Source organism: Nocardia sp. NPDC127606, from assembly GCF_042671725.1.
Taxonomy (GTDB): Bacteria; Actinomycetota; Actinomycetes; order Mycobacteriales; family Mycobacteriaceae; genus Nocardia.
This window is the reverse complement of record NZ_JBHXWQ010000011.1, coordinates 112,305-138,539: the sequence shown is the minus strand read 5'-3', so window position 1 is coordinate 138,539 and position 26,235 is coordinate 112,305. Positions and strand designations below refer to the sequence as shown.

The 26,235-nt window shown below is 67.0% G+C and carries 30 protein-coding genes; 19 read left to right on the top strand and 11 right to left on the bottom strand.

Annotated elements, in window-relative coordinates; genetic code table 11:
* Positions 1-157: 157 nt before the first annotated feature.
* Both ACFVJ5_RS32970 and ACFVJ5_RS32965 read right to left on the bottom strand, forming a co-directional pair.
* On the bottom strand, positions 158-496 hold the full coding sequence (locus tag ACFVJ5_RS32970; protein ID WP_379226242.1) for an LGFP repeat-containing protein: 339 nt from the start codon (positions 494-496) through the stop codon (positions 158-160).
* Between the two features lie 212 nt (positions 497-708).
* The gene (locus ACFVJ5_RS32965) at positions 709-1,569 is read right to left on the bottom strand and encodes a haloalkane dehalogenase (RefSeq protein WP_379226240.1); all 861 of its coding nucleotides are present in this window, start codon (positions 1,567-1,569) and stop codon (positions 709-711) included.
* A 235-nt stretch (positions 1,570-1,804) separates the two neighbouring features.
* Between ACFVJ5_RS32965 and ACFVJ5_RS32960 the strand changes: the two genes are divergently transcribed.
* Positions 1,805-2,584: an acyl-[acyl-carrier-protein] thioesterase gene (locus tag ACFVJ5_RS32960; protein ID WP_379226238.1), complete on the top strand. Its 780-nt coding sequence runs from the start codon at positions 1,805-1,807 to the stop codon at positions 2,582-2,584.
* A gap of 6 nt (positions 2,585-2,590) precedes the next feature.
* On the opposite strand, the gene ACFVJ5_RS32955 is transcribed toward ACFVJ5_RS32960, so the two are convergent.
* Complete coding sequence (locus ACFVJ5_RS32955) at positions 2,591-2,902, bottom strand: DUF6191 domain-containing protein (RefSeq protein ID WP_379226236.1); 312 nt, start codon at positions 2,900-2,902, stop codon at positions 2,591-2,593.
* Between the two features lie 355 nt (positions 2,903-3,257).
* Between ACFVJ5_RS32955 and ACFVJ5_RS32950 the strand changes: the two genes are divergently transcribed.
* Positions 3,258-3,677 carry a 2-keto-3-deoxygluconate kinase gene (locus tag ACFVJ5_RS32950; protein ID WP_378661134.1) on the top strand — a complete coding sequence of 140 codons (420 nt, stop codon included), beginning with the start codon at positions 3,258-3,260 and terminating at the stop codon, positions 3,675-3,677.
* A 71-nt stretch (positions 3,678-3,748) separates the two neighbouring features.
* On the opposite strand, the gene trxA is transcribed toward ACFVJ5_RS32950, so the two are convergent.
* Positions 3,749-4,126, bottom strand: coding sequence for a thioredoxin (gene trxA, locus ACFVJ5_RS32945; RefSeq protein ID WP_056824580.1), 378 nt, complete (start codon positions 4,124-4,126; stop codon positions 3,749-3,751).
* 197 nt (positions 4,127-4,323) lie between these two features.
* Between trxA and ACFVJ5_RS32940 the strand changes: the two genes are divergently transcribed.
* The 4 genes from ACFVJ5_RS32940 to ACFVJ5_RS32925 all read left to right on the top strand — a co-directional run bounded on the left by ACFVJ5_RS32940 (position 4,324) and on the right by ACFVJ5_RS32925 (position 8,154).
* Positions 4,324-5,403, top strand: coding sequence for an isocitrate/isopropylmalate dehydrogenase family protein (locus ACFVJ5_RS32940; RefSeq protein WP_379226234.1), 1,080 nt, complete (start codon positions 4,324-4,326; stop codon positions 5,401-5,403).
* Between the two features lie 126 nt (positions 5,404-5,529).
* Positions 5,530-6,435, top strand: a complete 906-nt coding sequence (locus ACFVJ5_RS32935; protein WP_379226232.1) for an ABC transporter substrate-binding protein — start codon at positions 5,530-5,532, stop codon at positions 6,433-6,435.
* Between the two features lies 1 nt (position 6,436).
* Entirely contained in the window at positions 6,437-7,375 is a 939-nt protein-coding gene (locus ACFVJ5_RS32930) for an ABC transporter permease subunit (RefSeq protein ID WP_378917373.1), read from the top strand.
* Between the two features lie 26 nt (positions 7,376-7,401).
* Positions 7,402-8,154, top strand: a complete 753-nt coding sequence (locus ACFVJ5_RS32925; protein WP_378637356.1) for an amino acid ABC transporter ATP-binding protein — start codon at positions 7,402-7,404, stop codon at positions 8,152-8,154.
* A gap of 46 nt (positions 8,155-8,200) precedes the next feature.
* Here ACFVJ5_RS32925 and ACFVJ5_RS32920 read toward each other — a convergent pair whose 3' ends face one another.
* A complete protein-coding gene (locus ACFVJ5_RS32920; protein ID WP_379226230.1) occupies positions 8,201-8,842 on the bottom strand; it encodes a MerR family transcriptional regulator in 642 nt (213 codons plus the stop codon).
* A gap of 102 nt (positions 8,843-8,944) precedes the next feature.
* Between ACFVJ5_RS32920 and ACFVJ5_RS32915 the strand changes: the two genes are divergently transcribed.
* Together ACFVJ5_RS32915 and ACFVJ5_RS32910 are read left to right on the top strand one after the other, a co-directional pair.
* A complete protein-coding gene (locus ACFVJ5_RS32915; RefSeq protein ID WP_379226228.1) occupies positions 8,945-9,892 on the top strand; it encodes a hypothetical protein in 948 nt (315 codons plus the stop codon).
* Positions 9,889-10,350, top strand: a complete 462-nt coding sequence (locus ACFVJ5_RS32910; RefSeq protein WP_379226226.1) for an ABA4-like family protein — start codon at positions 9,889-9,891, stop codon at positions 10,348-10,350. Before ACFVJ5_RS32915 ends, ACFVJ5_RS32910 begins: the two co-directional genes overlap by 4 nt.
* Positions 10,351-10,429: 79 nt before the next feature.
* On the opposite strand, the gene ACFVJ5_RS32905 is transcribed toward ACFVJ5_RS32910, so the two are convergent.
* Positions 10,430-11,977 (bottom strand): acyl-CoA carboxylase subunit beta, encoded by a 1,548-nt coding sequence (locus ACFVJ5_RS32905; protein WP_379226404.1) that lies wholly within the window; start codon positions 11,975-11,977, stop codon positions 10,430-10,432.
* A gap of 132 nt (positions 11,978-12,109) precedes the next feature.
* Here ACFVJ5_RS32905 and ACFVJ5_RS32900 point away from each other — a divergent pair, with 132 nt between their 5' ends.
* On the top strand, positions 12,110-12,781 hold the full coding sequence (locus tag ACFVJ5_RS32900) for a pyridoxamine 5'-phosphate oxidase family protein (protein WP_379226224.1): 672 nt from the start codon (positions 12,110-12,112) through the stop codon (positions 12,779-12,781).
* Between the two features lie 25 nt (positions 12,782-12,806).
* Here ACFVJ5_RS32900 and ACFVJ5_RS32895 read toward each other — a convergent pair whose 3' ends face one another.
* Positions 12,807-13,718, bottom strand: coding sequence for a LysR family transcriptional regulator (locus ACFVJ5_RS32895; protein WP_379226222.1), 912 nt, complete (start codon positions 13,716-13,718; stop codon positions 12,807-12,809).
* Between the two features lie 71 nt (positions 13,719-13,789).
* Between ACFVJ5_RS32895 and ACFVJ5_RS32890 the strand changes: the two genes are divergently transcribed.
* The 3 genes from ACFVJ5_RS32890 (at position 13,790) to ACFVJ5_RS32880 (ending at position 16,266) form a co-directional block, all read left to right on the top strand.
* The gene (locus ACFVJ5_RS32890; RefSeq protein ID WP_379226220.1) at positions 13,790-15,133 is read left to right on the top strand and encodes an FAD-binding oxidoreductase; all 1,344 of its coding nucleotides are present in this window, start codon (positions 13,790-13,792) and stop codon (positions 15,131-15,133) included.
* A gap of 66 nt (positions 15,134-15,199) precedes the next feature.
* Positions 15,200-16,087 carry an SPFH domain-containing protein gene (locus tag ACFVJ5_RS32885; protein WP_379226218.1) on the top strand — a complete coding sequence of 296 codons (888 nt, stop codon included), beginning with the start codon at positions 15,200-15,202 and terminating at the stop codon, positions 16,085-16,087.
* A gap of 8 nt (positions 16,088-16,095) precedes the next feature.
* Positions 16,096-16,266, top strand: a complete 171-nt coding sequence (locus ACFVJ5_RS32880) for a toxin-antitoxin system HicB family antitoxin (protein WP_131816700.1) — start codon at positions 16,096-16,098, stop codon at positions 16,264-16,266.
* A gap of 18 nt (positions 16,267-16,284) precedes the next feature.
* On the opposite strand, the gene ACFVJ5_RS32875 is transcribed toward ACFVJ5_RS32880, so the two are convergent.
* Positions 16,285-17,316, bottom strand: coding sequence for a LuxR C-terminal-related transcriptional regulator (locus tag ACFVJ5_RS32875; RefSeq protein WP_379226216.1), 1,032 nt, complete (start codon positions 17,314-17,316; stop codon positions 16,285-16,287).
* 102 nt (positions 17,317-17,418) lie between these two features.
* On the opposite strand from ACFVJ5_RS32875, the gene ACFVJ5_RS32870 reads away from it, so the two are divergent.
* Together ACFVJ5_RS32870 and ACFVJ5_RS32865 are read left to right on the top strand one after the other, a co-directional pair.
* Positions 17,419-17,712 (top strand): hypothetical protein, encoded by a 294-nt coding sequence (locus tag ACFVJ5_RS32870; RefSeq protein WP_379226214.1) that lies wholly within the window; start codon positions 17,419-17,421, stop codon positions 17,710-17,712.
* Between the two features lie 87 nt (positions 17,713-17,799).
* Positions 17,800-18,354 (top strand): hypothetical protein, encoded by a 555-nt coding sequence (locus ACFVJ5_RS32865; protein WP_379226212.1) that lies wholly within the window; start codon positions 17,800-17,802, stop codon positions 18,352-18,354.
* Here the strand turns inward: ACFVJ5_RS32865 and ACFVJ5_RS32860 are convergent.
* Positions 18,351-19,199, bottom strand: coding sequence for a class I SAM-dependent methyltransferase (locus ACFVJ5_RS32860; RefSeq protein WP_378637106.1), 849 nt, complete (start codon positions 19,197-19,199; stop codon positions 18,351-18,353). The two genes, ACFVJ5_RS32865 and ACFVJ5_RS32860, sit on opposite strands and share 4 nt — an antisense overlap.
* Positions 19,200-19,427: 228 nt before the next feature.
* Between ACFVJ5_RS32860 and rpsA the strand changes: the two genes are divergently transcribed.
* Complete coding sequence (rpsA, locus tag ACFVJ5_RS32855) at positions 19,428-20,906, top strand: 30S ribosomal protein S1 (protein ID WP_056824523.1); 1,479 nt, start codon at positions 19,428-19,430, stop codon at positions 20,904-20,906.
* A gap of 91 nt (positions 20,907-20,997) precedes the next feature.
* Here the strand turns inward: rpsA and ACFVJ5_RS32850 are convergent, their stop codons facing one another.
* Positions 20,998-21,672 (bottom strand): NAD(P)-dependent oxidoreductase, encoded by a 675-nt coding sequence (locus tag ACFVJ5_RS32850; protein WP_378637103.1) that lies wholly within the window; start codon positions 21,670-21,672, stop codon positions 20,998-21,000.
* Between the two features lie 90 nt (positions 21,673-21,762).
* On the opposite strand from ACFVJ5_RS32850, the gene ACFVJ5_RS32845 reads away from it, so the two are divergent.
* Both ACFVJ5_RS32845 and ACFVJ5_RS32840 read left to right on the top strand, forming a co-directional pair.
* Positions 21,763-22,467: a TetR/AcrR family transcriptional regulator gene (locus ACFVJ5_RS32845; protein WP_379226209.1), complete on the top strand. Its 705-nt coding sequence runs from the start codon at positions 21,763-21,765 to the stop codon at positions 22,465-22,467.
* 69 nt (positions 22,468-22,536) lie between these two features.
* Positions 22,537-24,078 (top strand): phospholipase C, encoded by a 1,542-nt coding sequence (locus ACFVJ5_RS32840; protein ID WP_379226207.1) that lies wholly within the window; start codon positions 22,537-22,539, stop codon positions 24,076-24,078.
* Positions 24,079-24,114: 36 nt separating this feature from the next.
* On the opposite strand, the gene ACFVJ5_RS32835 is transcribed toward ACFVJ5_RS32840, so the two are convergent.
* Entirely contained in the window at positions 24,115-24,327 is a 213-nt protein-coding gene (locus ACFVJ5_RS32835) for a hypothetical protein (RefSeq protein ID WP_378637096.1), read from the bottom strand.
* 148 nt (positions 24,328-24,475) lie between these two features.
* Between ACFVJ5_RS32835 and coaE the strand changes: the two genes are divergently transcribed.
* Both coaE and ACFVJ5_RS32825 read left to right on the top strand, forming a co-directional pair.
* Positions 24,476-25,678 (top strand): dephospho-CoA kinase, encoded by a 1,203-nt coding sequence (gene coaE, locus ACFVJ5_RS32830; RefSeq protein WP_379226204.1) that lies wholly within the window; start codon positions 24,476-24,478, stop codon positions 25,676-25,678.
* A gap of 120 nt (positions 25,679-25,798) precedes the next feature.
* Positions 25,799-26,230, top strand: a complete 432-nt coding sequence (locus tag ACFVJ5_RS32825; protein ID WP_378661173.1) for a hypothetical protein — start codon at positions 25,799-25,801, stop codon at positions 26,228-26,230.
* The last annotated feature ends 5 nt before the right edge of the window (positions 26,231-26,235 follow it).

The window sequence follows — 26,235 nt, the reverse complement described above, 5'->3', positions numbered from 1 at the left end:
GCCGCGGCCACCCTCAGCCAGGGCGAGACGGGCTCGGTCCGCTCCACGAACCCCGAGTCCGCGGTGCCGCACACCGGTTCACTCGGGTGCCCGATCCGCCACGGGGGGCGCCCCCCGGGCGGGGTCGGCGCCCCTCGTGGCGTAGCGGGAACGCGAGTTACGCGTTGACCGTCACAGCGTCATCGGCGATCGAGTAGCTGATCGAGCCGTTCTCGAAGTGGCTGATCTTGCCGCCGTCGATGTCCTGCTCGTCGGAGGTCGGGTAGCCGAACCGGCCGCCCGCGCCGCCTTCGGCTTCCCATGCCTGACGGATGGCGCCGTACACGGTCTTGGCCCCGGTCGGGAGCTTGAAGTAGATGACTCCGCCGGTGAATTCCTGGAACTTGCCACCGTTGGGGGCGTCCTGCTCTGCCGAGGTCGGCTCACCCAGCGGGCTGGACGCGCCACCGGCTTCGTTGTAGTGATCGCCGATAGCTCCAGTGACTTCGAATGCCATGTCGAACAATTCCTTTCACGCAGTAACAATTGGCCTAGCGGCCGCGACGCTACCGTGCGATCGGCCGTTCTCGGCGGCGACTCGCAGGAGATTCACAATCTGGTCACACTTTATTAGCCAGCGATTCGCTCGCGGCCGACGACTGAAACCGGCACACCGTCAGCTACCGGCGGGATGCCCTGCTGCCTCGCGAGGAAGCGATCACGTCGGCGTCAGCGAAAACGCTGGACGATAGCTTCGGCGATCTTGCCCGGCTCGTGTTCGGGGATGAAGTGTCTGGCATCGGGCAGTTCGAGGACTCGGTGGTCGGGGAACGTGTCGCGCATCCGTGGCAGGAACGCGGCGGGACGGAACGCCATATCCTTCATGCCCCAGATCAGCAGCGTCGGTGTGGCTCCGAGTCGATCTGGCACATCGGTGGCCAGCTGCTCGAGGAAGGGGCGAGCGGCCAGGATCTGCCCCGGCATCGCGGCGATCCCGCGCCTGGCTTCGGGAGAAGGTTGCACCTTGCGGTAGTGATCGGCCTCGGCCGCACTGATCGTGTTCCGCAGCTCGCCGAGCAGGAATCGCTCGACGAGAAGGTTGTCGCGCAGGATCCGCCGCTGCATCGGCGAGCTGCTCATGACCCGGCTGAAGGCCTTCTGCGGCCAGGTGCCGGTCGGCCACAACAGGGTGTTGCCGAGCACCAGTCCGCGCACCCGATCGGCTCGATCGACACCGACCGCGGCACCGATCGGGCCGCCCCAGTCCTGGCCCATGATCACGAACTGGTCGAGCCCGAGATGGTCGACGAGCTCGCCGACCACAGCGGCGTGTTCGGCGATCGTGTAGCCGTACCCCGGTGGCCGTTCGGACAGTCCGAAGCCCAGATAATCGACTGCCAGGCACCGGAAGCGCTCGCCCAGTGCGCCGATGATCTTGCGATAGAGAAAACTCCAGGTGGGGCTGCCGTGACAGAACAGGATGGGGATCCCGGCGCCCTCGTCGATGTAGTGCACTCGGCCCGCCGAGGATGCGAACCAGCGGGATTCGAAGGGGTACAGCGCCTTGTCCGGCGTGAAATCGATCAGCATCGCATCTATCCCGTCCTCCGGCGTCGAACCGACCCTACGGCCGAAAACCGTAGCGGTTCAATGCCTTCGGCGGATCCGCGATGAGGTGCTGGTCACCGTGACCTCGGCCACCGGATCGCCGTCCGCGGCAGTCCGCAACTGTCGCGTTACCGAAGGGAAGCTGTCGGACAATCGATGCGAACGCCGTCGCGGTGGGATCCGGCCCGTGACCGCCACCTGTGGCAGCATCGGCCCTATGACCGAGCCCGTCATCGCGACCCCGTTGCCCGACTGCCCCGATATCGAGCAGGCCTTCGCGATGTCGTGGCCGGTGCGCCTCGGCGATACCGATGGGGACGACCGGCTGCGGCTCGACGCGGTGGCGCGCTATCTGCAGGACATCGGGTTCGATCATCTCGACGCGGTGCAGGACGGCGACACCCATCAGGCGTGGATCGTGCGGCGCACGGTGATCGACGTGTACGAGCCGATCATGTTCGGCGACCGCGTCCAGCTACGCCGCTGGGCCGACGCGCTCTCGAATCGATGGTGCGACATGCGCATTCAGTTGCGGGGGGGGGAGAAGAGCGGGCACATCGAGGCCGCGGCGTTCCTGATCCACATCGACCCTGTCGCGGGCCGTCCCACGCGGATGAGCGACGCGTTCATGGCGCCGATGCTGGCCGGCACCACCGAACATCGCCTGCGCTGGAAGGCCGCGCTCACCGAACTCGACGTCGCGGAGGTGGAGGAGGTGCCGTTCCCGCTGCGCGTCACCGACGTCGACCGGCTGGGCCATGTCAACAACGCGGTGTACTGGGAGGCCGTCGAGGAAGCGCTCGCCGTGCGGCCGGACCGCCATCGGTTGCCGTATCGGGCGATCGTCGAACACGTCGGCCCGGTGATGATGGGCGACAAGGTGGTGTTGCGGACGAGTTCGCAACCCGATCGCCTGCGCGTTCAGGTCGACGTCGACGGTTCGGCCCGTGCTCTCGCTTCGGTGGAACCCCTGACCGACGGTGCGTCGCGGCGCTGACCGGATTCAGCGCTCGCGGGCGACGAGCCGCGCCGACCCGCCTGCCAGATCCACCTGATCCCGCGGTGGGGCGCCCTCCGATGGATCCTCCCGGTGCATCAGCGTGCTCTGCCGTTGCTCGAACTCGTGATGCTTGGAGCCCTGGAACATCGCGGTGAGATGTTCGAATCCGGTCGCCGAGGCGACCGGGCCGCCACGCTTGCGCGTCCACGGGAGAAAACGTGTCCCGGTGGCCCGGTTGATCGCCACCTCGACAAACGCCAACAGGATCAGCAGACACGCGAGCCCGGGAATCGTCATCGCCATGAGCAGCCCCATACCCGATACGGTAGCCATCGCCGTCGCCGGCGTCGATGTTACCGATCCTGAGCTGCGGTGATGGTACTCACCGGTAGACACTCCGGGCGGTAAACCAGGTTGCGGTTTCACGACGATCGCCCTATTCTCGACTGCGTGCCGAATCCCGCCCGCTGTGCCGCGCTGCCAGTCGCTGACCGCGACCTCGCGGTCGCTGCTGCGCAGACCGCGCAGGCAGCCTCACGGCGAATTCTTCTCGTAGTAACCCGCCGTAGCGGGGTCTGATTCGGACCAGCCCCTACGCTGCGGGCTGCTTTTCATCGTTCTGCTGGTCCCACCTGCCAACGAAGACATCTTCGGGAAGACCTCACCTGCAATGACGCTGACACTGGACCATGCCCTGTTCGCCGCTGCCCCCAAGGGCCTGCGCGCCGAGCTCACCGACCTCGACCCCGCCGCTTTCCTCGACCGGTACACCCGCGCCGACGGATCCATCGCCTTGCGCGAATGGTCCTGTTCCGGAACGGATTTCACCGCCACCCTGGAATTCGCCGACCACCTGCGCACCGTCATCGCCACCGGCAGCCCGGTTGCCGCGATGACCTCCGCGCTCTACGACGAGGGCTACCCCCTCGAGATCCTGCACTTCCATCAGCGCCCGACCGCCGACGGCACCGCCACCTTCATGCAGTGCGAGTTCAACGGCAGGCGCGGCTGGGCGGTGGCCACCGCCGCCGACAGCGCGGAATCGACCGTGCGCGCCATGATCGCCGGCGTCAACCTGCTCGCGGGCTGACACCACCCGAACACGCACAAGGGCCCGTTCACTCGAAAGGTGAACGGGCCCTGTGTGTTCTCGGCGCCGGACTATTCGGCGGGAGAGGATTCCTGCTGCTCGGCGATCTGCTTGCGCACCTCGTCCATGTCCAGATCCTTGATCTGGGTCACCAGGTCCTCGAGCGCGGCCGGCGGCAGCGCGCCCGGCTGCGCGAAGACGAGGACGCCCTCGCGGAAGGCCATGATGGTCGGAATCGACTGGATGTTGGCGGCCGCGGCGAGTCCCTGCTCGGCCTCGGTGTCGACCTTGCCGTAGACGACGTCGGTGTGCTTTTCCGACGAGGTCTCGTAGGTCGGTGCGAAACTGCGGCACGGACCGCACCAGGAAGCCCAGAAATCGACGAGGACCACGTCGTTTCCGGTGATGACTTCGTCGAAGTTCTGCTGGGTCAGCGTCTGGGTGGCCATGACGTCCTCTCCTTGTCGGTGTCCTCGGCTGTAACGCCGCGGCGTCCCACTATCTTCCCCCGATCGCGCGACGCTCCGGCCGCCACGGCCGGTGTGGGCGGTGAATCCCCACTACAGCGGTCAGAAATTCGGTACCGACCGCGTGTCAGGACAGCCCGCGTAGTCGCCGCGGCAAGACTGCGCGCGAAGATAGGCCAGTGACAGCGACGAAGGCGAACCTGCGACTCGGAGTGATCGACGGCGACGGCATCGGCCCCGAGGTGGTGGCCGCGACCCGAGCGGTCGTCGACGAAGCGATCGGCGCGGCCGGGCTCGCCCCGGTGGACTGGGTGCCGCTGCTGATCGGGCACGACGCCATCGCCGCCTACGGCAACCCGTTGCCGGAACAGACCCTGACCGCACTCGAGGATCTCGACGCCTGGATCCTCGGCCCGCACGACAATGCCTCCTACCCGTCGGACATGCGCGTGGCACCGGGCGGCATCATCCGTAAACGGCTCGAGCTCTACGCGAACATCCGCCCGGCCGCCGCCTTCACCGGCGTGCGGGCGATGGCGCCCGAGATCGACCTGGTGATCGTCCGGGAGAACAGCGAGGGCTTCTACGCGGACCGCAATATGTTCGCCGGGTCGGGGGAGTTCCGTCCCACCGAGGACGTGGCGATGGCGGTCGCGGTGATCACCCGCAAGGCGTGCGAACGGATCGCGCATCAGGCACTGCGGCTGGCGCAGGGAAGGCGCAAGCGGGTCACCGTGGTGCACAAGGCCAATGTGCTGCCGATGACGACCGGCCTGTTCCGTGACGTTTGTTACGCAGTGGCCGAGCAGTATCCGGACGTGACGGTCGACGACGAACACGTCGACGCGATGGCCGCGCACCTGGTTCGCTCACCCGCCGAGTTCGACGTGATCGTCACCGAGAACCTGTTCGGTGACATCCTCTCGGATCTGGCCGGTGAGCTCAGTGGCTCGCTCGGCATGGCCGCCTCGCTCAACTGCTCCGACACGCGCGCGATGGCGCAGGCCGTGCACGGCGCGGCGCCGGGTCTGGCCGGGCACAACCGGGCCAATCCCGCCGCGTTGCAATTGTCGGCGGCAATGCTGTTGCGCTGGTTGGCAGTTCGTGACGACAATAGTTCGCTCCATGATGCGGCCGACCGCATTACCCGCGCGGTGGCGGCGACGTTGGCGGCCGGAATCGCGACCGCGGATCTCGGCGGCCTGGCTTCCACCAGCGAATTCACCGAGCAGGTACGGGCCCGCGTGCACCGGAGGTGAAGGGACCCCTTTCACATTGGCTGATTAATCTTCGGTTACTGTCGCACCACGCTGTGTCCGGTTCGCATACATTGCCAAACAGGCGCTGACACGTGGCCGGCGTCGACGTGAAATGTGGAGGCTCCTTTGTCTGTTCGAACTGTCCTCGGCCGTGGCGCCGTGCGGCTGCTGTGTACCGTCGCCGGCGGTGCCTTGTTGTTGACCGGCTGCGCCGAGAACACCGAGGGCGACGGCGCCTCGGTGAACAAGGTGTCGGCGGAGAAGGTCGACGCGCTCGCCGCGGCGGTCCCCGACAAAGTGAAGCAGGCAGGCAAGTTGGTCGTCGGCGTGAACGTGCCGTACCAGCCCAACGAGTACAAGGACGCGAGCGGCAAGATCGTCGGCTTCGACGTCGACCTCCTCGATGCCGTCGCGAGCACCCTCGGACTGAAGGTCGACTATGTCGAATCCTCGTTCGAGAAGATCATTCCCGCCATTCAGGCGGGGACCTACGACGTGGGTATGTCCTCGATCACCGATTCGCGCGAACGCGAACAGCAGGTCGATTTCACGACCTATTTCTCCGCGGGTATCCAGTGGGCCCAGCAAACCGGTAAAGCGATCGATCCGAACAATGCGTGCGGCAAGAAGGTCGCCGTACAGTCCACTACGGTCGAGCACACCGACGAGATTCCCGCCAAGAGCGCCAAGTGCGTCGCCGAGGGTAAGCCCGCCATCGATATGAAGGCATTCGACGAGCAGAGCGCCGCGACCAACGCATTGGTGCTCGGCCAGGTCGACGCGATGTCGGCGGATTCCCCGGTGACCGCGTACGCGATCAAGCAGAGTGAAGGCAAGATCGAGTCGGCGGGCCCGCTGTTCGATTCCGCGCCCTACGGCTGGGCCGTGCAGAAGACCTCCCCGCTGGCGGCGGCTCTGCAGAAGGCGCTGCAGCACCTGATCGACAACGGCAAGTACGGCGAGATCACCACCAACTGGGGTGTGCAGGACGGTCAGATCAAGACCTCGGTGATCAACGGTGCAGTGAGCTGACGTGACCGACGAGAAAGACACGGTGGAGGTGCCCGGACCGGGCACCGAACCCGAACCGATCAAAGCGGTCCCGCTGCGCAGGCCGGGCCGCTGGATCGCGGCGGCAATCATCCTGATCCTGGTGGGATTGTTCGTCTACGGCGCCGCCACGAATCCCGCCTACCGGTGGGACACCTACGGCAAGTACCTGTTCGACAGCCGGATCACCGCCGGCGCGATCGTCACCCTGGAACTCACCGTGCTCGCGATGGCGATCGCGGTGGGTCTGGGTACCGTCCTCGCGGTGATGCGCCTGTCGCCGAACCCGGTGTTGCGCACCGCGGCCTGGGTGTATCTGTGGATCTTCCGCGGGACCCCGGTCTATGTGCAGTTGGTGTTCTGGGGCCTGGTTCCCTCGCTCTACAAGCAGATCGACCTGGGCGTGCCGTTCGGCCCGCAGTTCTTTCATCTCGACGTGCAGAGCCTGCAGGCCGCGTTCCTGTTCGCCGTGATCGGCCTCGGCCTCAACGAGGCCGCGTACATGGCCGAGATCGTGCGCGCGGGCATCAACTCCGTCGGCGAGGGCCAGCGCGAAGCGTCGGTGGCGCTGGGTATGTCGTGGACGCAGACGATGCGCCGCACGGTGCTGCCGCAGGCCATGCGGGTGATCATCCCGCCCACCGGCAACGAGCTGATCGGCATGCTCAAGACGACCTCGCTGGTCACCGCGATTCCGTTGAGTACCGACCTGTTCGGCCGCGCCCGTGACATCTACGGCGTGAACTTCCAGCCGATCCCGCTGCTGCTCGTCTGTGCCACCTGGTACCTCGCGATCACCAGCATCCTCATGGTCGGCCAGTACTACTTGGAACGCTATTACTCGCGCGGTGCCACCCGGCAGCTGACGGCCAAGCAGCTCCAGGAACTGGCCACGGCGCAGGCGGCGGTGAAGGCGAAATGACCGAACCGCAAGTGGCAGTCCCGCCGATGGTGCTGGCCGACCGGGTGTGCAAGAGCTTCGGTGCGCTGCAGGTGCTCAAGGGCATCTCGCTAGAGGTGGAGCGTGGGAAGGTGCTGACCCTGGTCGGGCCGTCGGGCTCGGGCAAGTCGACCTTCCTGCGCTGCATCAATCACCTCGAGCAGGTGAACGCGGGCAGGCTCTACGTCGACGGCGATCTCGTCGGCTACCGGGAGAAGAACGGCAAGCTCTACGAGATGCACGAGCGCGATGCCGCGATCCAGCGTCGCGATATCGGCATGGTGTTCCAGCACTTCAACCTGTTCCCGCACCGCACGGCGCTGGAGAACGTGATCGAGGCGCCCATCCAGGTGCGCGGGATCCGCAAGTCCGAGGCCGTCGCCAGGGCCGAGGAGCTGCTCGAGCGGGTCGGGCTCTCGGCCAAGCGCAACGCCTACCCGGCGCAGCTGTCCGGTGGTCAGCAGCAGCGCGTCGCCATCGCGCGAGCGCTGGCGATGGATCCCAAGCTGATGCTGTTCGACGAGCCGACCTCGGCGCTGGACCCCGAGCTGGTCGGTGAGGTGCTCGCGGTGATGCGGGAGCTGGCCGATTCGGGCATGACCATGCTGGTGGTGACCCACGAGATGGGCTTCGCCCGCGAGGTCGCCGACGAGCTGGTGTTCATGGATGCCGGTGTGGTCGTGGAGTCGGGTCCGCCGCGTGAGCTGCTGGCCAACCCGCAGCACGAGCGGACCCAGGCCTTCCTGTCGCGCCTGCTCTGAGAGACGACACAACAGCCCCGCGGATTCTCGCGGGGCTGTTGTGCGTTCATGGGGTTTCTTGATCCTTCAGGCGTTCCAGGGAGACCTGGGCCTGGGCGATGCGGCGGATCGCGGCCAGCGCGGTGTCGCCGAGGACGGTCAGTACGACGACCGCGTCGATGATGTCGTCGCGCCCGCCCGCGGACAGCGCGGCCGCTACGTCGGTCTCCGCGACTGCGCGCGTGCTGTCGAAATAGGCGGGCAGGGTGGTGGTGGCCCAGTCCCGGTAGCCGAGTTGCGCGAGTCGAACGATCACTCCGGTGAGGGTGTCGATGGCCTGCGGGCTGGGTTTCATGTCCCAGCCGCGCCGGTCCATCTCCGCGCGCACGGCCTCGTAAGCACGGTCCCATTCGGCGTCGTGGGGTGCGGGCACGGGCGTGGACAGACTGTCCTGCGCTACCCCGAGCACATGGAACAGGGGCATCTCGGGGGAGTCGATCGCGGCGAGGACATCGGAGACGGTGGCGACCGGTATCCCGCCCACTTCGATCAGCGCGCGGATCAGGCGCAATCTGCGCAGGTGGTCCTCGCCGTAGCTGGCCTGGTTGGGGCTGCTGCGTTCGCCCGCCGGCAGTAGTCCCTCACGCAGGTAGTACTTGATGGTGGCCACCGCGATGCCGCTGCGTTCGCTCAACTCCGAGATTCGCACTCTTACCTCCGTTGTGTTCCTACCCCTTGCCTACGTCACCCATAGCGGATAGTCTAGCTATCCATAACGGATAGTATAGCTATCTATCTCTGGGAGATTCGAATGTCAGTCCTGACCGCCCCTTCGCTGCCCCGCCCCCTCGCTCCCCTGCACCGCCCGCTGATGTATTTCGCCGCCGTCAACGCCGCGCTCGTCGTGGTCGGCCTGATCGGGATGCTGGTCGACGACCGGGTGATCGCCGGGTCGGCCGCCTGGTTCAAGCCGACCAAGTTCGCGATCTCGTTCGTGTTCTACAGCGTGGCGCTGGCATGGTTGATGTCGTTGCGGCCCAAGCCTTCTCGGCTCGCCTCGCGGATGGCCGCGGTGATCGTGGTCGCCGGCGTGATCGAACAGGCGATCATCTTCGGGCAGGTGATCCGGGGGACTCGCAGTCACTACAACACGACCACCGCCCTGGACGGCACCCTCTGGGTGATCATGGGATCCACCATCGTCATCCTGTTCCTGGCAACCCTGGTGATCGGGATCGGGCTGATGCGCGCACGCCTCGGCGACGCCTCGATCACCTGGTCGATTCGTCTCGGCATCGCGATCACGTTGGTCGGGTTGGCGTTGGGAAATCTGATGCCGCAGCAGGAATCCGGCGTCGAGGGAATCGCGGGTGCGCACACTGTGGGTGCTCCCGACGGTACGCCCGGCATGCCGCTGACGGGATGGAGCACGACCCACGGCGACCTGCGCATTCCGCACTTCTTCGGTATGCATGCCCTGCAGTTGCTGCCGTTGCTCGCGGCACTGCTGGTCGTGCTGGCGCCGCGGATCCCGTTGTTGCGGTCGGTGCGCGTTCGGCTCGGCCTGATCATCACCGCGTCGGCGGGTTACGCGGCGATCCTCGCCCTGGTCACCTGGCAGGCGCTGCGCGGGCAGCCGCTGATCCACCCCGATCAGGCCACGCTCACCGCCGCAGCCGCGATCGTCACCGGAGTTGTTGTCGGAGTTTTGATCTCGGTCGCGAGCGCGGCCGGTACCCGAAAGGTAGTCACCGCATGAGCACGCTGTTCGACCTGTCGTTCTTCGTCACCGTGCCCTTCTGGGCGCTGATGATCTTCGCACCGACCTGGCGGTGGACTCGCACGATCATCGCGTCGCCGTGGATTGTGCTGGTGCCCTTGGTGGTGTGGGCGATCGTCGCGGTGCCGGTGTTGGGCGCGATGTGGTCGCTGGTGACATCGCCGTCATTGGCCGCCATCACCGAGGCCGCTGCCGACCCCGCTGTGCTCACCGCACTGTGGGCGCAGATCATCGCGTGGGATCTGTTCCTCGGCCGGTGGATCTACCTCGACAGTCGCGAGCGCAACGTCCACCCGCTGCTGATGGGCCCGCTGCTGGTCGGCACGATTCTGTTGTCGCCCATCGCTTTCCCGATCTATCTGCTAGTTCGTGAAATCGCTCGGCGCCCGCAAGTCGGGAGCTCTGCTGTGGCACAGGCAGATCCGGTCGGGGCTTAGCCGCCGTGAGCCGGGCTGGGAAGCCTGGCTCACGGCGCCTCGTTGCTGCTGATCGCCTTCGGTTGACAGTGACGGGCCGCTACAGCGGCATCAGGCGATGTTTGCGCGGCGCCTGCTCGATGTGCTTGTCACCGAGCAGGCGCAACGCTTTACGGATTTCCAGGCGGGTGTTCGACGGCTCGATGACCGCGTCGATATAGCCGCGTTCGGCGGCGATCCACGGGGTGGCGACGGCGGTGTTGTAGAAGTCGACCATCTGCTGACGCACGGTCGGCCGGTCGGCCTCGGGGACGGCGGCCAGCTGTTTGCGCTGGGTCAGGCCCACGGCGGCTTCGGCGCCCATCACGGCGATCCGGGCCGTCGGCCACGCGAGGTTGATGTCGCCGCCGAGCTGCTTGCACCCCATCACCGCGTAGCCGCCGCCGTAGGCCTTGCGGACCACGACGGTGACGATCGGGACGGTGGCCTCGACGACCGCGTAGAAGAAGCGCCCGCCGCGTTTGATGACGCCGATCTTCTCCTCCTCCACGCCCGGCAGCACACCCGGGGTGTCGACGACGAACACCAGCGGAATGTCGAACGCGTCGCACAGGCGGATGAAGTGCGCGGCCTTGTCCGACCCGCGCGCATCGATCGCGCCGCTGGCCACCAGCGGCTGATTGGCGACGACACCCACGCTGCGCCCGTCGACTCGCGCGAATCCGGTGATCAGATTGCGGGCGGCGCTGTCGCCGATCTCGTGGAACTCCCCGTCGTCGAAGATCCGCAGCAGGACCTCGTACATGTCGTAGCCCCGGCGATCGGAATCCGGGATCAGCGAATCGAGTTCGCGATCGGAGTCGGTGATCTCCGGCTCCAGACCGGGATTCACCAGCGGCGCGCGCTCGTAGCAGTTCGACGGCATGAAGCTCAAATACGTTCGCGCCCACTCGAAGGCGGCCTTCTCGTCCGCCGCCACGTGATGGATATTGCCGTTGTGCGCCTGGTTGAACGCGCCGCCGAGCTCGTCGAGGGTCACCTCCTCGCCGGTGGTCTCGCGGATGATCTCGGGACCGGTCACGAACATGTACGCCGACTCGGTCGCGATCAGCACGTCGGTGTTGATCGGCGAATACACCGCGCCCGCAGCGCATTTGCCCAGCATCACCGACACCTGCGGCACCACTCCGGACAGCCGTGTCTGCCGTCTGCTCATCTCCGCGTACCAGGCCAGCGAGGTGACCGCGTCCTGCACCCGGGCGCCGCCGGAGTCGTTGATCGCCACGAACGGGCATGCGATATCGGCGGCCAGGTCCATCGCCATCGCGACTTTGCGCCCGAACATCTCACCCACCGAGCCACCGAACACGGTCTGGTCGTGGGCGATCACCACCACCGGCCGCCCGTCGATCCTGCCGTGCCCGGTGACCACACCGTCACCGTAGAGCCCGTCGGCCGCGCCCGGTTGTTTCACCAGCGCCCCGATTTCGGTGAAACTGCCCTGGTCGAGAAGTATTTCGATGCGTTCGCGTGGGCCGGGAATTCCTTTCGCCGCACGCTTGGCGATCCCCGCATCCCCCGCGGGTTCCCGCGCCGCCCTCAGATTGTCCCGCAGCTCTTGCAGTTTCGCAGCAGTAGTCGACTCCACCACGCACGCCCTTCCTCGTCCTGGTCGAGCTCTCCTTCATCGGTTAGCCAAAGCGTAGCGCTGACGTCCACGCCGACATCAGCGGCACGGCGGACCGATCCTTGACGAATCACGCGTCGTACCGTGGGTGGGGTGAACAAGCCGACCCGATACGGAGCCATCGCCTTCTCCTCGGCCACCGCGCGACGCCAGCGCAGCGGTGGTGGTTTCACTGTCCACGGCAGGCGGATGGCCGACGGCGCCGACATCGGCGAGCCCGAAGAACTGGAGCCGCAAGTGGCGGGCCTGATCCGGCAGGCCGACTCGTTCTACCTCGCCACCGTCACCGGATCCGGCTGGCCCTACATCCAACATCGCGGCGGTCCAACGGGTTTCGTGCACGTGCTCGATTCCGCGACGATCGCGTGGGCCGAATACCCAGGTAACAACCAGTTCGTCACGGTGGGCAATCTCGATGCCGACGATCGGGTGGCTCTGTTCTTCATCGATTACCCGACCCGCACCAGGGTCAAGATCTTCGGTCGGGTCGAGGTCGTCGAACGGGCTGACGATCCCGGCCTCCTCGACCGACTTCTGACCACCTCGGCGGGCCCGATCGACGCGCGCTCGGACCGGGCGTTCGTGGTGCGGATCGAGGCGTTCGACCGCAACTGCACCAAGAACATCACCCCCCGCTACCGCACCGAGTGGATCCAGGACTATCTACGCGCAGGCCGCGCCCCACTCGAAGCCGAAATCGACCGCCTCCAACACCGCAACGCCGAGCTCGAAGCCGAAATCGCCCGACTGAAGTCCGCACACTGATTTGCCACGCCTATCGGTCGACGGCTCAGGCGTGACTACCGAAGGCGATGCGTAACTGCCCGAGCAGCACCTTCGCGGCCGGGCCGGGTGGGGGATCGGTGCGCCAGGCCAGGGCCAGTCGGCCGTGGATGGCGGGGTCGACGATGTCGAGGGATCGGACGTCGAAGGCGTCGGCTTCAGCGGCAGTGAGGGCGGGGACGATGGCGGTTCCCAGCCCGCGCGCGGCGAGTGCGAGGAGCAGTGGGGGAGCGGCGGCCTCGAAGGCGATGTCCGGGGTGAAACCGGCGGCGGCACAGGAGCGTTCGAAGACCCCGCGAAGCCCGGTGCCCCGGGTGAGGCAGATGAGGCGGCGATCGGCGAGGGCTCTCAAGGTGATGGTGCCCGCCGATTCGGCGGGGTCGATGGGCGCATCGCGGGCCACGGCGGCTACGAGCGCGGTCTCCAGGATCACGTCGAGTCCGATGCCGGAATCCAGTGGGGCGCCGGTCAATCCGGTCAGCGCGATATCGAGTTCGCCGTGTTCGACGGCGGCGAGCAGCTTTTCCGCCGTGTCCTCGGTGAGGCTGATCCCGACCTGCGGATGATCGTGGTGGAAATCGGCGAGGACGCCCGCGACATCGAAGACTTCCGACGCCGCCCCGGAGATCATGCCGAGCCGGACCTGTCCGCGCAGCAGTCCGGTGAACTCCCCGACCGTGTCGCCGATCCGGTCGGCGGCGGCCAGGGCGGCGCGTGCGTGGTCGAGCACCGCGGCGCCGACGTCGGTCAGTGTCACGGTGCGCGCACCACGGTCGAGTAGGCGCTGCCCGAGTTCGCGTTCGAGTTGGCGGATCTGGGTACTGAGGCCGGGCTGGGTCAAGTGCAGCCGTTCGGCGGCCTTGGTGAACCCGCCCTCGTCGACGATCGTCACGAAGTAGCGCAGCTGACGCAGTTCCATAACTGTCAATTATAGCTAGTAGAAGACCTATCTCTTGTACTTATTCAATAGCGGCGAGCAGAGTCGAAGACATGACCGATATCGCAACGAAGTTCACGGGTCCCGTCTTCACCCCGGACGACCCCGGGTACGCCGAGGAGATCGCCGGCTTCCAAACCGCCTATACCCACCGTCCGGCGTTCGTGGTCGGCGCCCAGCACAGCCAGGACGTGCGCGCCGCCGTGGAATTCGCCGCACGGCACGGGCTGTCGGTGGCTGTGCAGGCGACCGGACACGGTCTGTCGGTCGCTGCCGACGGTGGGGTGCTCATCACGACCGGACGCATGGACAACATCACCATCGACCCGCGGGCCCGGACTGCCCGCATCGGCGCGGGGGTGCGCGCGGGGGCGTTGGTCGAGGCGGCTGCTCGGTACGGGCTGGCGCCCTTGAACGGGTCGTCACCGTCGGTGGGCGTCGTCGGGTATGTGCTCGGCGGCGGGCTCGGACTGCTGGCGCGTGAATTCGGCTATGCCGCCGATCATGTCCGCCGCATCGAACTCGTGACCGCCGACGGCAGGATGCGCTCGCTCGGCCCGGAAGACGAGTTGTTCGGGGCGGTGCTGGGTTCCGGCGGGAACTTCGGCGTGGTGACCGGTCTCGAACTCGATCTCGTCCCCGTCGCCGAAATCTACGGTGGTCAGCTGGTTTTCGATGCGCCACTGGTCGACGCGGCGCTGGAGGCGTGGCGCACCTGGACCGAGACCGTGCCGAGCGCGCTGACCTCCACGATCGCGGTGGTGACCTATCCCGACATCCCGCCCGTGCCGGAATCCTTGCGAGGCCGCCACGTCGCTTCGATCCGAATCGCCTTCGACGGGCCGGACGAGGAGGGACAGCGGTGGGTCGCGCCCTTGCGGCGGATCGGACCTCGACTGCACGAGGACCTGCGCACGATGCCCTACGCCGAATCGCACACCATCCACAGTGACCCGCCTTTCCCGCACGCCTACGCCGCGACCAACGCGCTGCTCTCGGAGCTGACACCGCAGGGTCTGTCCGCGCTGCGCGTGTTGACGGCGCCGGGCGGATCGGTCGACGCGGTCATCGACATCCGCCACCTCGGTGCGGCCCTGCGGCACGGCGGCCCGGCCTCGATCGATCATCGCGATGCGGAGTACATCGTGCGGGTGATCACCGGTCCCGGTGAAGGTGACTCCGCACCCGAAGGCCTCGCGAAGGTGCGAGAAGCATTGGCGCCGTGGACGATCGGGCACAGTCTCGCGTTCCTCTACGGTGCGGGCGGTGCGGCGGACGAGGCCCAGACCGCGGCAGGCTATTCCCCGGATACCTACCGCTGGCTGGCGGCGGCGAAAGCGAAGCACGACCCGCGAAACATGTTCCGCGCCAACCGCAATATCGCCCCCGGTTCCTAGCGCCGCTTGCCCGTCCTCCCGATATCTACTATCTTAGTGATATCACTCAGATATCGGGAGGATGTCATGGAGCTGCGGTCCGCATTCCGCGTCAATGGATTCGTCGTCGTGCTGGGGTGGCTGGTGTTCACCCTGTTGTTCGGGGCCGCCGCCGTTCTCGCGTTCATCGCCGCCACCCAACACAACGGTGGCGCACTGGCCTGGGTCGGCGCGGTGGCCGCCGTCGTCGTGATCCTGGTCGTCTGGTTGCTCGCCACCGGGCTGATCATCGTCAACCCCAACGAGGCCAAGGTCGTCACCTTCTTCGGCCGCTACATCGGCTCGGTCAGTGACCCGGGCTTCTTCTCGGTGGTCCCGCTCACCGACCGCAAATCCATCTCACTGCGGGTGCGCAACTTCGAAACCCAGAAGCTCAAGGTCAACGATGCCGACGGCAATCCTGTCGAGATCGCGGCGGTCGTCGTCTACAAGGTGGTCGACAGCTTCAAGGCCGCCTTCGCCGTCGACGACTACGAGGAGTACGTCGAAACCCAGTCCGAGGCGGCAGTGCGCCACCTCGCCACCACCCACCCCTACGACGCCCACGACGACTCCCGCACCAGCCTGCGCGACGGTGCCGAAGTCGCCGAGGAACTGACCGTCGAGCTGCGCGAACGCACCCTCACCGCGGGTATCGAGGTCATCGAGGCCCGCATCACCCACCTCGCCTACGCCCCCGAGATCGCCCAGGCCATGCTCGTGCGTCAGCAGGCCGCCCAGGTTGTCGCCGCCCGCACCCAGATCGTCGAAGGCGCCGTGGGCATGGTCGCCCTCGCTCTCGACCGCCTCGCCGAACAGGGCACGGTCGAACTCGACGAGGAGCGCAAGGCCAACATGGTCTCCAACCTGCTCGTCGTCCTCTGCGGCGACCGCGCCACCCAGCCGGTGGTCAACACCGGATCCCTCTACTCCTGAGCCGCCCGATGACCCAGCCGAAGAGGGACCCCAAAAAGATCCTGCTACGGCTCGACCCGGCCGTCCACGAGGCAATAGCCAAGTGGGCGGCCGACGACCTGCGCAGCATCAACTCCCAAATCGAATACGCCCTCCGCCTGGCCCTCGACCAAGCAGGCCGAAAACCCAAGCGCGACTAGAGGATCGATCACGTCGACTCAGCCGACCCCGAGAACGCGGGTGAGGAGGCGTTGGCGGGTTCGGGTGTCGGATTTGGCGAGGATGGCTTTGACGTGGTCGTTGACGGTGTGTTCGGAGAGGAATAGTTCCGCTGCCAGTTCGTGGGAGTCCAGGCCGGTCGCCAGGAGGGTCAGGACCTGGGATTCCCGGGTGGAGAGGGCGTGGGCTCGGGCGAACAGGTCGAGGCGTGCGGTGGCGGTGCTCGGTTCCAGGGCCACGGCGATGTCGGGGCCGATGCGGTCGGCTTTGACGGTGAGCCAGCGGTTGCCGCCCAGGTGGACGCGGGAGGTGGCGGGGCCGAGCGGGACGGCGGCCTCGGTGGCGAGCAGGGCGGCGGCCGCGTTGTAAACCGAGGCGGGGACGGGGGGAATCGGTTCGTCCGGGGGGAGCAGGCGCAGCAGGGAATCCGCGGCGGCTGCCGTTTGAGAGCGCACGCGCAGGGTGTCGTCGAGGAGTACGACCGCGGGGCCGAGCGGCGCGAGCCCGGCGTCGGATTCGACGAAGGTGGCGCCGACGGTACGGCGCAGGCCGGCGGTGACCGGCGTCGTCAGCGTGCTCAGCTCGCCGAGTTCTGTTGTAGTGAAAGGGGACTCGGTGCAGCGGAGCAGTTCGAGGAAGCCCCAGCAGCCGTAGCGGTCGGCGAAGGTGACGGTGGCCGAGTCGGTGACGCCGAGAGCGCGCTGGGCGGTGCGCCAGAGCAGAGAGCGTTCCGGGTCGCCGTCGGTGGCGCCCAGCAACGAGTGGGCGCCGGTGCCGCGCACGGTGTCCCAGCGATTGAGCGGAGTGAGATACCGGGCGCGGATCAAGTCGGGCAAGAGCGCGAGATCGAGGCGGGGGACATCGGCGAGCGGCGCCGTCGCGACCGCGGTGACCGGATCGGTGAGCGCGAAGACATGGCCGGTGAACGGGATCCTCGCGCGGATCTCGACCAGGACGAGTTCACGCAGTCGTTTGGCGGAGTGCCCGGCGCGGCACAAACGGCCGATCCGGTCTGCCAAGGTGCTCGGCACGGACCCAGTCTACGGCGGAAAACCCCCAGGATCAGGGATGTTCCGGCGCCTCGGACCGGCCGACCATGGAGCTGTCCATTCGGCACGACCACGGAGGTCACCATGACCATCACCCTGCACATCGACAACACCGTTCGCGACTACGACGACTGGAAGGCCGCGTTCGACCAGTACGAGCGATTCCGCACCGACAACGGCGTTCGTACCTACCGCGTCGGCCGCGTCGACGGCACACCACACCGAGTCCTCATCGACCTGGATTTCGACGATCGGGCGGCCGCCGAGACGTTCCGCGCCGCGTTGGCGACCGTGCTCGCCACCCCGCGCAGCCGCGCGATGGTGATCAGTCACGAAGCCTGGCTCGTCGACTTGGTCGACGAGCGGATTTCGGCCTGATCGACGCGCCGGGCGCCCCACGGGGACAACCGAACTCGAATCCGCCGGTAAATTGATCCGGTGCCCATCTCGTTCGACATTCCTGGAATGCAACAGTTGGACGACACGACCTGGGGGAATCCGGCCACTCGTGACGTCGTCGCGTTGAACTATGTCAACGGCACGCCCGACCTGCCCGCCCGCCTGCACGACCTGAAACGGCTGCGCAGGCGGCTGGCCGAGCACCACGCCAGGACCGGTTGCCTGATCGAGGCCTTCGTGGTGTGGGTCGACCAGTTGCCCGCCCTGCTGCGGGTGGAGAAGACCCGGCTGCCGGGTCCGCGCGGTGAGCTGGTTTTCGCGGCGTCGATCGTGGTGCCCAAGGACCGGTGCTCGGCGGTGTTCCAGGTGATCTGCCCCGAGACCGGTGTGCCCGGTGTGCGCGAGACCTTGATCGGCAGGCAGGTTCGGCGCGAGGAGATGTGCCCGCCCCACCCGTACGCGCCCGGCCTGCGCGGACAGTTGCCCTATCTGCTGTCCGATGACGTCCGCTTCGATGTCGAATTCCCGGATCACGCGCTGACCAGGGCGCGCCGCTGGGTCGCCGACACCGTGCCGAATGTGCGCGTGGACCCGTCGTTCGCCGCGCTGCCGGAGTTCTAGGGCTTCTCGGCGATGAAGATGGCGGTCCCGGGGAAGATCTGCCCGCGCAGCGGCGACCACTGACCCCATTCGCGGTCGAGCCACTCCGGCCAATCGGGTTCGACGATGTCGACCAGGTGCAGGCCGGCGCCGACGATCTCGCGGACCCGGTCACCGATCGTGCGGTGGTGCTCGACATAGGTCGGCACGCCGTCGCCGTCCACCTCTACATAAGGAGTGCGGTCGAAATACGGGATCGTGGCCGTCAGACCCGCCTCGCCCGGATCGTCGGGGAAGATCCAGCGCATCGGATGGTTCACCGAGAACACCCAGCGCCCGCCCGGGCGCAACACCCGAGCCACCTCGCGCATCACCAGTGCCGAATCGGCGACGAACGGCACCCCGCCGAACGCCGAGCAGGCCAGGTCGAACGACGCGTCGGCGAAGGGCAGCGCCTCGGCGCCCGCCTGAACCAGGGGTACGCGCGGTCCGCCCTGATCCATCGCGGCCACGCCACGCTCCAGCATCCCTTTCGACACATCGAGCCCGACCGGGAACGCGCCGTGTCCGGCCAGCCACCGTGAGCACGGCGCCGACCCGCAGCCGATCTCCAAGATCGTCTTGCCGGTCACGTCCCCCAGGAAACCCATGTCGCCCTCGTGCAGGCCCTCCGGGCACCACACGAACTCACCGCCCGGGGAGTCGACGCCGAGGAAGTCGGCGTGGGTCTGGTGGTACTGCTCGGCGTCGGCGTCCCACCAGCGGCGATTCGCCCGCTCACTGTCGCGCGAATCGATCTTGGTTCGGGTGGTCGCTGAGGTACCCAGCAGCGCGTTGGCCTGCGCGTGGCGTTCGTCGTCGGACACGCCGAACAGGGTATCGGCGTGGTGCGGGGGGTGGTTTGCCCGGCTCGGCGACGGTCGCGTAGGCTGATGCACGCTGTAGAGGGACGCTGAATTTGATCAGCGGCAAGTGCGACGGTCCGTGCGATACTTTACCGGTATCCCTTCGTCGCGTCGTCGCGGTGATCTCGCAGCGTACCGAAAGATCCAATGTCCGCAACCGACCACAATCCGTCCGGAGCAAACCCACATATGCCCACCACCGTCACCTCGCCGCAGGTAGCCATTAACGACATTGGCTCCGCCGAGGATTTCCTGGCCGCCATCGACGCAACGATCAAGTACTTCAACGATGGCGACATCGTCGAAGGCACCATCGTCAAGGTCGATCGTGACGAGGTCCTGCTCGACATCGGTTACAAGACCGAAGGTGTCATCCCCTCCCGCGAGCTCTCCATCAAGCACGACGTCGACCCGAACGAGGTCGTTTCCGTGGGCGACGCGGTCGAGGCCCTGGTCCTCACGAAGGAGGACAAGGAAGGCCGCCTGATCCTGTCGAAGAAGCGGGCGCAGTACGAGCGCGCGTGGGGCACGATCGAGGAGCTCAAGGAGAAGGACGAGGCCGTCAAGGGCACCGTCATCGAGGTCGTCAAGGGCGGCCTGATCCTCGACATCGGTCTCCGTGGCTTCCTGCCCGCCTCGCTCGTCGAGATGCGTCGTGTCCGCGACCTCCAGCCGTACGTCGGCAAGGAGATCGAGGCCAAGATCATCGAGCTCGACAAGAACCGCAACAACGTGGTTCTGTCGCGTCGCGCCTGGCTCGAGCAGACCCAGTCCGAGGTCCGCAGCGAGTTCCTGCACCAGCTCCAGAAGGGCCAGGTCCGCAAGGGCGTCGTGTCCTCCATCGTCAACTTCGGTGCCTTCGTGGACCTGGGTGGCGTCGACGGCCTGGTGCACGTCTCCGAGCTGTCCTGGAAGCACATCGACCACCCGTCCGAGGTTGTCGAGGTCGGCAACGAGGTCACCGTCGAGGTTCTCGACGTCGACCTGGACCGCGAGCGCGTCTCCCTGTCGCTCAAGGCGACTCAGGAAGACCCGTGGCGTCAGTTCGCCCGGACCCACGCCATCGGCCAGATCGTGCCCGGCAAGGTCACCAAGCTGGTTCCCTTCGGTGCCTTCGTGCGCGTCGAAGAGGGCATCGAGGGCCTGGTTCACATCTCCGAGCTGGCCGAGCGCCACGTCGAGGTCCCGGACCAGGTTGTGGCCGTCGGCGACGACGCCATGGTCAAGGTCATCGACATCGACCTCGAGCGTCGTCGTATCTCGCTGTCGCTGAAGCAGGCGAACGAGGACTACAACGCCGAGTTCGACCCGTCGAAGTACGGCATGGCCGACAGCTACGACGATGCGGGCAACTACATCTTCCCCGAGGGCTTCGATCCCGAGACCAACGAATGGCTCGACGGGTTCGACAAGCAGCGTGAAGAGTGGGAAGGCCGCTACGCCGAGGCCGAGCGTCGCCACAAGATGCACACTGCTCAGATGGAGAAGATGGCAGCCGACGCTGCCGCCGAGGCCGCCGCTGGTGGTCCCGTCGCGGGCAACTACTCCTCCGAGACCGGTGGCAGCGCGGCTGCGTCCACCTCCGGTCCGGCCGAGTCCACGGGCGGCTCGCTGGCCAGCGATGCCCAGCTCGCGGCTCTGCGGGAGAAGCTCTCCGGCAACGCCTGATTCAGCGGCAACGCCTGAATCAACACCCGCATTACCGAAGGCCCCGGTCCATATGGACCGGGGCCTTCGGCCTTTCCCGGGCAGATCCTGTTCAGCGGCCCACGGTGAAACGACGCTGCAGGTGGCGCGGATTGTCGACCTCGTCGAGGAGCGCGACAGCGAGGTCCTCGGCCGAGATATCGGTGTCGGAGTCGAGAAGTTGGTCGCCGCCGAGTCGGTAGCGACCGGTGCGCGGGCCCGGTTCGATACGCCCCGAGGACGGGCTCAGATAGGTCCAGTGCCGATTGGACTGGCGATAGATGTTGAGCGCATCGCGGCCGGCGAGCACGGGCTCGCGGTACTCGGCCGGTACCCGCAGTTCCTCGGTGAGCACCCTGGTGAAGTCCGGGGTATCCACCAATTGCAGGCCGGGGGCGACCTCCAAGCTCCCGCCACCGCCGACGACGATCAACCGGATATCCGGATGTTGTTGCAGCGCACCGACCATCGCCCGCGCGCCGACGACGAAATTGTCTGCTTTGGCGATGGTGTCGGCGATGCCGTGCCCCGCGTTGACGGCGCTGATCACCACGTCGAGCCCTGCGATCGCAGCGGCGATGCTGTCGGTGTCGAGCCAATCGGCTGCTCGCCACGTCGTGTCGCCCCGCTCGGCGGGAAAACGAGCGGAATCACGGGTGAACGCTGTGACCCGGTGCCCTCGATCCTGTGCTTCGGCGACCACTCGGGAGCCGATGACGCCGGTGGCGCCGAATACTCCGATTTCCACAATGCCCTCAATCCTCAGCGCTGTTCGATTACTACACGCCGTTCAGTATTGACACGGCTGATAGTAGACGAACGCTGTAGGGTGTCAACCGTGGTCGAGGTGAGGAATCGGCGCGAGCGATTGCGCGAAGAAGCGACAGTGGAGATCAAGGCGATCGCGTTGCGGCTATTGGCCGAAGGCGGTCCCGACGCGATCTCCTTGCGGGCCATCGCCAGAGAGATGGGGATGACCGCGGGGGCGCTGTACGGGTACTTTCCCGCTCGGGACGACCTGATCACCACGCTGATCGCCGATGTCTACACCTCGCTCGTCGACCGGGCAGAGGCCGCGCGCGATGCCGTGCCCGAAACCGATCCAGCCGGTCGGATCATGGCCTGGGGTGAGACTGTCCGGGAATGGGCGGTCGCCAATCCCGCTGGGTTCAAGTTGATCTACGGCGATCCAGTTCTCGGCTATCAACCGCCGTCGAGCGGTCCCGCGCACGAGGCGGAACTGCGTGCGTGCAGCGGATTGGTCGGTCTGGCAGCCGCGGCCTGGCCGTATGCCGCGACCTCGCAGACCATCGGCGCACCGGCATGGCCGGATTTCGATCCCGCGCTCGTCGACCACGTGCGCGGCGAATTCCCCGACCTGCCGCCCGCGGGACTGGCTCTCGCGCTGCGGATGTGGGGGCGCATGCACGGGCTGCTGGCGCTGGAGATCTACGGACATCTCGGGCCTCGGGCGCAACATCCGGACAAGCTCTACCGGGCCGAGATGCTCGATCTGGTCCGTTCACTCGGATTGCGCGAGTAGGTCTTTTCCCAGGTGGGGTAGCGTGTGCGCGATTGCTCCATCCCCCTCTGGGAAAGGTGCTCCATTCCGATGAGTTCTGGTCCCTTCGCCGGTCTCAACCGGCGACAGTTCCTCGCGAAAGCGATGGCCGCCGGTGCGGTGGGAACGCTTGCCACCTGGGCGAATCCGATTATCGACCGAGCTTTTGCCGCCGATCCGGCGGGCATGGGCGGGCTCGGCGATATCGAGCACTTCGTCTTGCTCATGCAGGAAAACCGGTCCTTCGACCACTATTTCGGCACCCTGGCGGGGGTGCGCGGGTTCGGTGAGGCGTCGGCGTCCTGGCGCCAGTACGGGTGGTCGCCCGGAATCGGGCCCACCGCAGACGGTTTCGTCGAACCGTTCCGGCTCGACACCACCCGCGGCGCCACCCTGGACGGGGAGTGCATCAACGACCCCGACCACACCTGGCCGGGCATGCACAAGGCATTCAACGACGGGCGCAACGACGGCTGGATGCCGATGTCGGTGGCCTCGGTCGGGCCGGCGAACGCGCCCGCGGCGATGGGTTACTACCTGCCGGAAGACATTCCGATCCACACCGAGCTCGCGCAGGCTTTCACACTGTGCGACAACTACCACTGCTCGGTGCTCGGCCCCACCGATCCCAACCGGCTGTACTGGATGAGCGCGAGCATCGACCCCGACGGCCTGGCGGGCGGTCCACTGGTGGAGACGCCGACCCTGCTGCCGAAGAACGTCTACAGCTGGCGGACCTACCCGGAGAACCTGTCCGAGGGCGGGGTGCCGTGGAAGATCTACAGCAATCGCGATGTCGGCCCGGCCTCGTCGATGATCCTGGACGGCATGATGGGCTGCTTCACCCAGGCCGCCGACCCGAATTCCGAACTGGCGAGCCGCGGTATCGCACCGACCTACCCGAACGACTTCCAGGCCGACGTCGCCAACAACACGCTGCCCGCGGTGTCCTGGGTGGTGCCGTCACTGCTGCACTGCGAACACCCCGCGCTGCCGGCGGCTTTCGGTGCGCTCGGCATAGTGCAGCTCCTCGATATCCTCACGTCGAATCCGGCGGTGTGGGAGAAGACCGCGCTGATCATCAGCTACGACGAGAACGGCGGCTTCTTCGACCATGTCACGCCGCCGACCCCGCCGCCCGGCACCGCGGGCGAATTCCTGACGGTGCCACTGGACCGGGTGCCCGCGGCGGGTGGAATCACCGGTCCGATCGGACTGGGTTACCGGGTGCCGTGCACGGTGATCTCGCCGTACAGCCGCGGTGGGCTGGTCGCTTCGCAAACCTTCGATCACACGTCCCAATTGCGTTTGCTGGAAACCAGATTCGGCGTCGACGTGCCGAATCTGACCGCGTGGCGACGCAGCGTGACCGGCGACATGACGTCGGCGTTCGACTTCGCGGCGGCGCCGAATGCCGCGAAACCGGTGCTGCCCGACCCACGTCCCAAGGCCGACGCGGCGATCGCGCAGTGCGGTCCGAATATCGCGGCGGGCACGCTCGGACAGGGTGTGCCGTACCCGGTGCCGCCGAACGCGATGCCGCCGCAGCAGCCGGGGACTCGGCGCGCGCCCAGCGGTCTCGTCGGCGTCTGAGTCAGGGGTGGGCTCGGCATCGCGCCGGGCCCGCCGTCAGCTCGCGGCGGCGGGCGACCAGTATCCGGTGGCCATGCTCGGGCGTTTGCGCATCGCGGCGAAGCTGTGTCTGGCCGGGGAGAGCAGGGTAGTGAACCAGGAGCGCCGGTACTCGGCGAGAGTCGCTGCGACAGCGGGGAATTCGATGCAGTGCACACCGCCCGGCATACCGAGGCGGTGGCGAGCCGCCCGGTGGTTCCTGGTACTCATGATCATCCTCCGGTAGTCGTGCGGCCTTCTCGCCTGCGCGGAAGATTAATCCACGCGACGCGCCCGGCTTGGGATCTCCCGCCGCTCCGGGCATGGGCGTGTCGGAGGAGGTGCCCCGGCCCGGCGGCCGGGATGCGAGACTGGGCCCATGTTGCGGATCGGCCTCACCGGAGGCATGGGAGCGGGTAAATCCACAGTGGCGCGGACGCTGGTCGAGCTCGGGGCGGTGCTCATCGACTCCGACGCGATCGCCCGCGAGGTCGTCGCCCCCGGTACGCCGGGCCTGGCCGCGCTGGTCGAGGAGTTCGGTGAGGGCATCCTGAGCCCTGACGGCAGCCTGGACCGGCCCGCGCTGGCCGCGGTCGCCTTCGCCGACGACGTGTCGCGGGGCAAGCTCAACGCCATCACCCATCCGCTGGTCGGCGCCCGCACCGCGGAACTGATCGGCGAGGCGGCCACCGATGCCGTTGTGGTGCAGGATATTCCGCTTCTGGTCGAGAACGGGCTCGCGCCGCTGATGCAGCTCGTCGTGGTGGTCGGGGCCGAGGAGCAGACCAGGCTGCGCAGGCTGGTCGAACACCGCGGTGTGGCCGAAGCCGACGCGCGAGTCAGGATCGCCGCCCAGGCCACCGACGATCAGCGCCGCGCGGTCGCCGATGTGTGGCTCGACAACAACGGTGCGCCGGAGGTGGTCGAGGCACAGGTCCGTGAGCTGTGGGCGCGACGGTTGGTGCCGTTCGAGCGCAATCAGCGCGAGGGCGTCCGGGCGCGCGCCGACTACGTTCTCGTCACCGACCCGGAATGGGATGTGCAGGCGCGCAGGATCATCGCCCGGCTGCACCTGGCCTGCGGTGCGTCGGCGGTGCGCATCGATCACGTCGGATCCACCGCGGTCCACGGATTGCCCGCCAAGGACATCATCGACGTCCAGGTGACCGTGGCCGATATGGCCACGGCCGAATCGCTGACGGATGCCTTGACGGCGGCCGGGTTCCCGCTCGCTCCCCAGGTGACGCACGACAATCCGAAACCCAGCCACGGCGATCCCGAGGGTACCGACCTCACGCTGTGGGGAAAACGTCTGCACGGCAATGCCGATCCGGGAAGGCCGGCCAATATCCATCTGCGCGTGCGGGGTTCGCTCGGTCAGCGGTTCGCGCTCGATCTGCGCGACTGGTTGCGCGCGAACGAGAGCGCGCGGTCGGAGTACCTGGCGGTCAAGCGCGGAGCCGAACTCGCGGCGGCGGACCTGACCGACGACGCGGCCGGTGATGCCTACTACGTGGTGAAGGAACCGTGGTTCGACGCGGTCTATCCGGTGGTCACCGAGTGGGCCGCCGCCCGCGCGTGAACCGGGTGGCAATCTGTTAAACATCAATGTTTCGGAAACTGTCCGCACGCTGTCTCACGCTGTGTAAATTGTGCGAAGTCACTACAGGGTGACTCGATTCACAGGGAAGTTGTAGCGCGTATGACAACACATCACCGTCAGTTCGGCCGTGCGGGCTTCGGCATCACCGCACTCGGCGCCGTCGCCGCCAGCCTCGTGCTGGCCGCTCCACAGGCCTCGGCCTGGGTCGGTAATCTCGGCGTGGCCGGAACCGACCACAAGGTCGGTTGCAGCTACAAGTTGACCGCGAGTGTCGAGGTCGACCGGCTGACCTCGGTGAAGTTCACCGACAACGGCGTGGACATCCCGGGCAGCCCGGTGTCGCCGTCGCTGCTGTCGGGCACCGTGAGCATCACCTGGAAGCCGACCACGGCGGGCCAGCACAAGCTCGAAGCACGTCAGCTGCTGATCAGCGACTCGATCACCGTCACTGTCGGTGCGGCGGGCAGCACCGGTAGCGCGTCGTGCGGCGGTGGTCTCGCGGATCTGTTCCCGAGCCTGTCGGCAGGCTGACACCG

What these genes read in the sequence shown, in the direction of transcription:
- ACFVJ5_RS32970 (WP_379226242.1), bottom strand. Translation starts at nt 496, where the DNA reads ATGGCATTCGAAGTCACTGGAGCTATCGGCGATCACTACAACGAAGCC.
- ACFVJ5_RS32965 (WP_379226240.1), bottom strand. Translation starts at nt 1,569, where the DNA reads ATGCTGATCGATTTCACGCCGGACAAGGCGCTGTACCCCTTCGAATCC.
- ACFVJ5_RS32960 (WP_379226238.1), top strand. Translation starts at nt 1,805, where the DNA reads ATGACCGAGCCCGTCATCGCGACCCCGTTGCCCGACTGCCCCGATATC.
- ACFVJ5_RS32955 (WP_379226236.1), bottom strand. Translation starts at nt 2,902, where the DNA reads ATGGGGCTGCTCATGGCGATGACGATTCCCGGGCTCGCGTGTCTGCTG.
- ACFVJ5_RS32950 (WP_378661134.1), top strand. Translation starts at nt 3,258, where the DNA reads ATGACGCTGACACTGGACCATGCCCTGTTCGCCGCTGCCCCCAAGGGC.
- trxA (WP_056824580.1), bottom strand. Translation starts at nt 4,126, where the DNA reads ATGGCCACCCAGACGCTGACCCAGCAGAACTTCGACGAAGTCATCACC.
- ACFVJ5_RS32925 (WP_378637356.1), top strand. Translation starts at nt 7,402, where the DNA reads ATGGTGCTGGCCGACCGGGTGTGCAAGAGCTTCGGTGCGCTGCAGGTG.
- ACFVJ5_RS32915 (WP_379226228.1), top strand. Translation starts at nt 8,945, where the DNA reads ATGTCAGTCCTGACCGCCCCTTCGCTGCCCCGCCCCCTCGCTCCCCTG.
- ACFVJ5_RS32910 (WP_379226226.1), top strand. Translation starts at nt 9,889, where the DNA reads ATGAGCACGCTGTTCGACCTGTCGTTCTTCGTCACCGTGCCCTTCTGG.
- ACFVJ5_RS32895 (WP_379226222.1), bottom strand. Translation starts at nt 13,718, where the DNA reads ATGGAACTGCGTCAGCTGCGCTACTTCGTGACGATCGTCGACGAGGGC.
- ACFVJ5_RS32890 (WP_379226220.1), top strand. Translation starts at nt 13,790, where the DNA reads ATGACCGATATCGCAACGAAGTTCACGGGTCCCGTCTTCACCCCGGAC.
- ACFVJ5_RS32885 (WP_379226218.1), top strand. Translation starts at nt 15,200, where the DNA reads ATGGAGCTGCGGTCCGCATTCCGCGTCAATGGATTCGTCGTCGTGCTG.
- ACFVJ5_RS32880 (WP_131816700.1), top strand. Translation starts at nt 16,096, where the DNA reads ATGACCCAGCCGAAGAGGGACCCCAAAAAGATCCTGCTACGGCTCGAC.
- ACFVJ5_RS32870 (WP_379226214.1), top strand. Translation starts at nt 17,419, where the DNA reads ATGACCATCACCCTGCACATCGACAACACCGTTCGCGACTACGACGAC.
- ACFVJ5_RS32865 (WP_379226212.1), top strand. Translation starts at nt 17,800, where the DNA reads ATGCAACAGTTGGACGACACGACCTGGGGGAATCCGGCCACTCGTGAC.
- rpsA (WP_056824523.1), top strand. Translation starts at nt 19,428, where the DNA reads ATGCCCACCACCGTCACCTCGCCGCAGGTAGCCATTAACGACATTGGC.
- ACFVJ5_RS32840 (WP_379226207.1), top strand. Translation starts at nt 22,537, where the DNA reads ATGAGTTCTGGTCCCTTCGCCGGTCTCAACCGGCGACAGTTCCTCGCG.
- ACFVJ5_RS32835 (WP_378637096.1), bottom strand. Translation starts at nt 24,327, where the DNA reads ATGAGTACCAGGAACCACCGGGCGGCTCGCCACCGCCTCGGTATGCCG.
- coaE (WP_379226204.1), top strand. Translation starts at nt 24,476, where the DNA reads ATGTTGCGGATCGGCCTCACCGGAGGCATGGGAGCGGGTAAATCCACA.
- ACFVJ5_RS32825 (WP_378661173.1), top strand. Translation starts at nt 25,799, where the DNA reads ATGACAACACATCACCGTCAGTTCGGCCGTGCGGGCTTCGGCATCACC.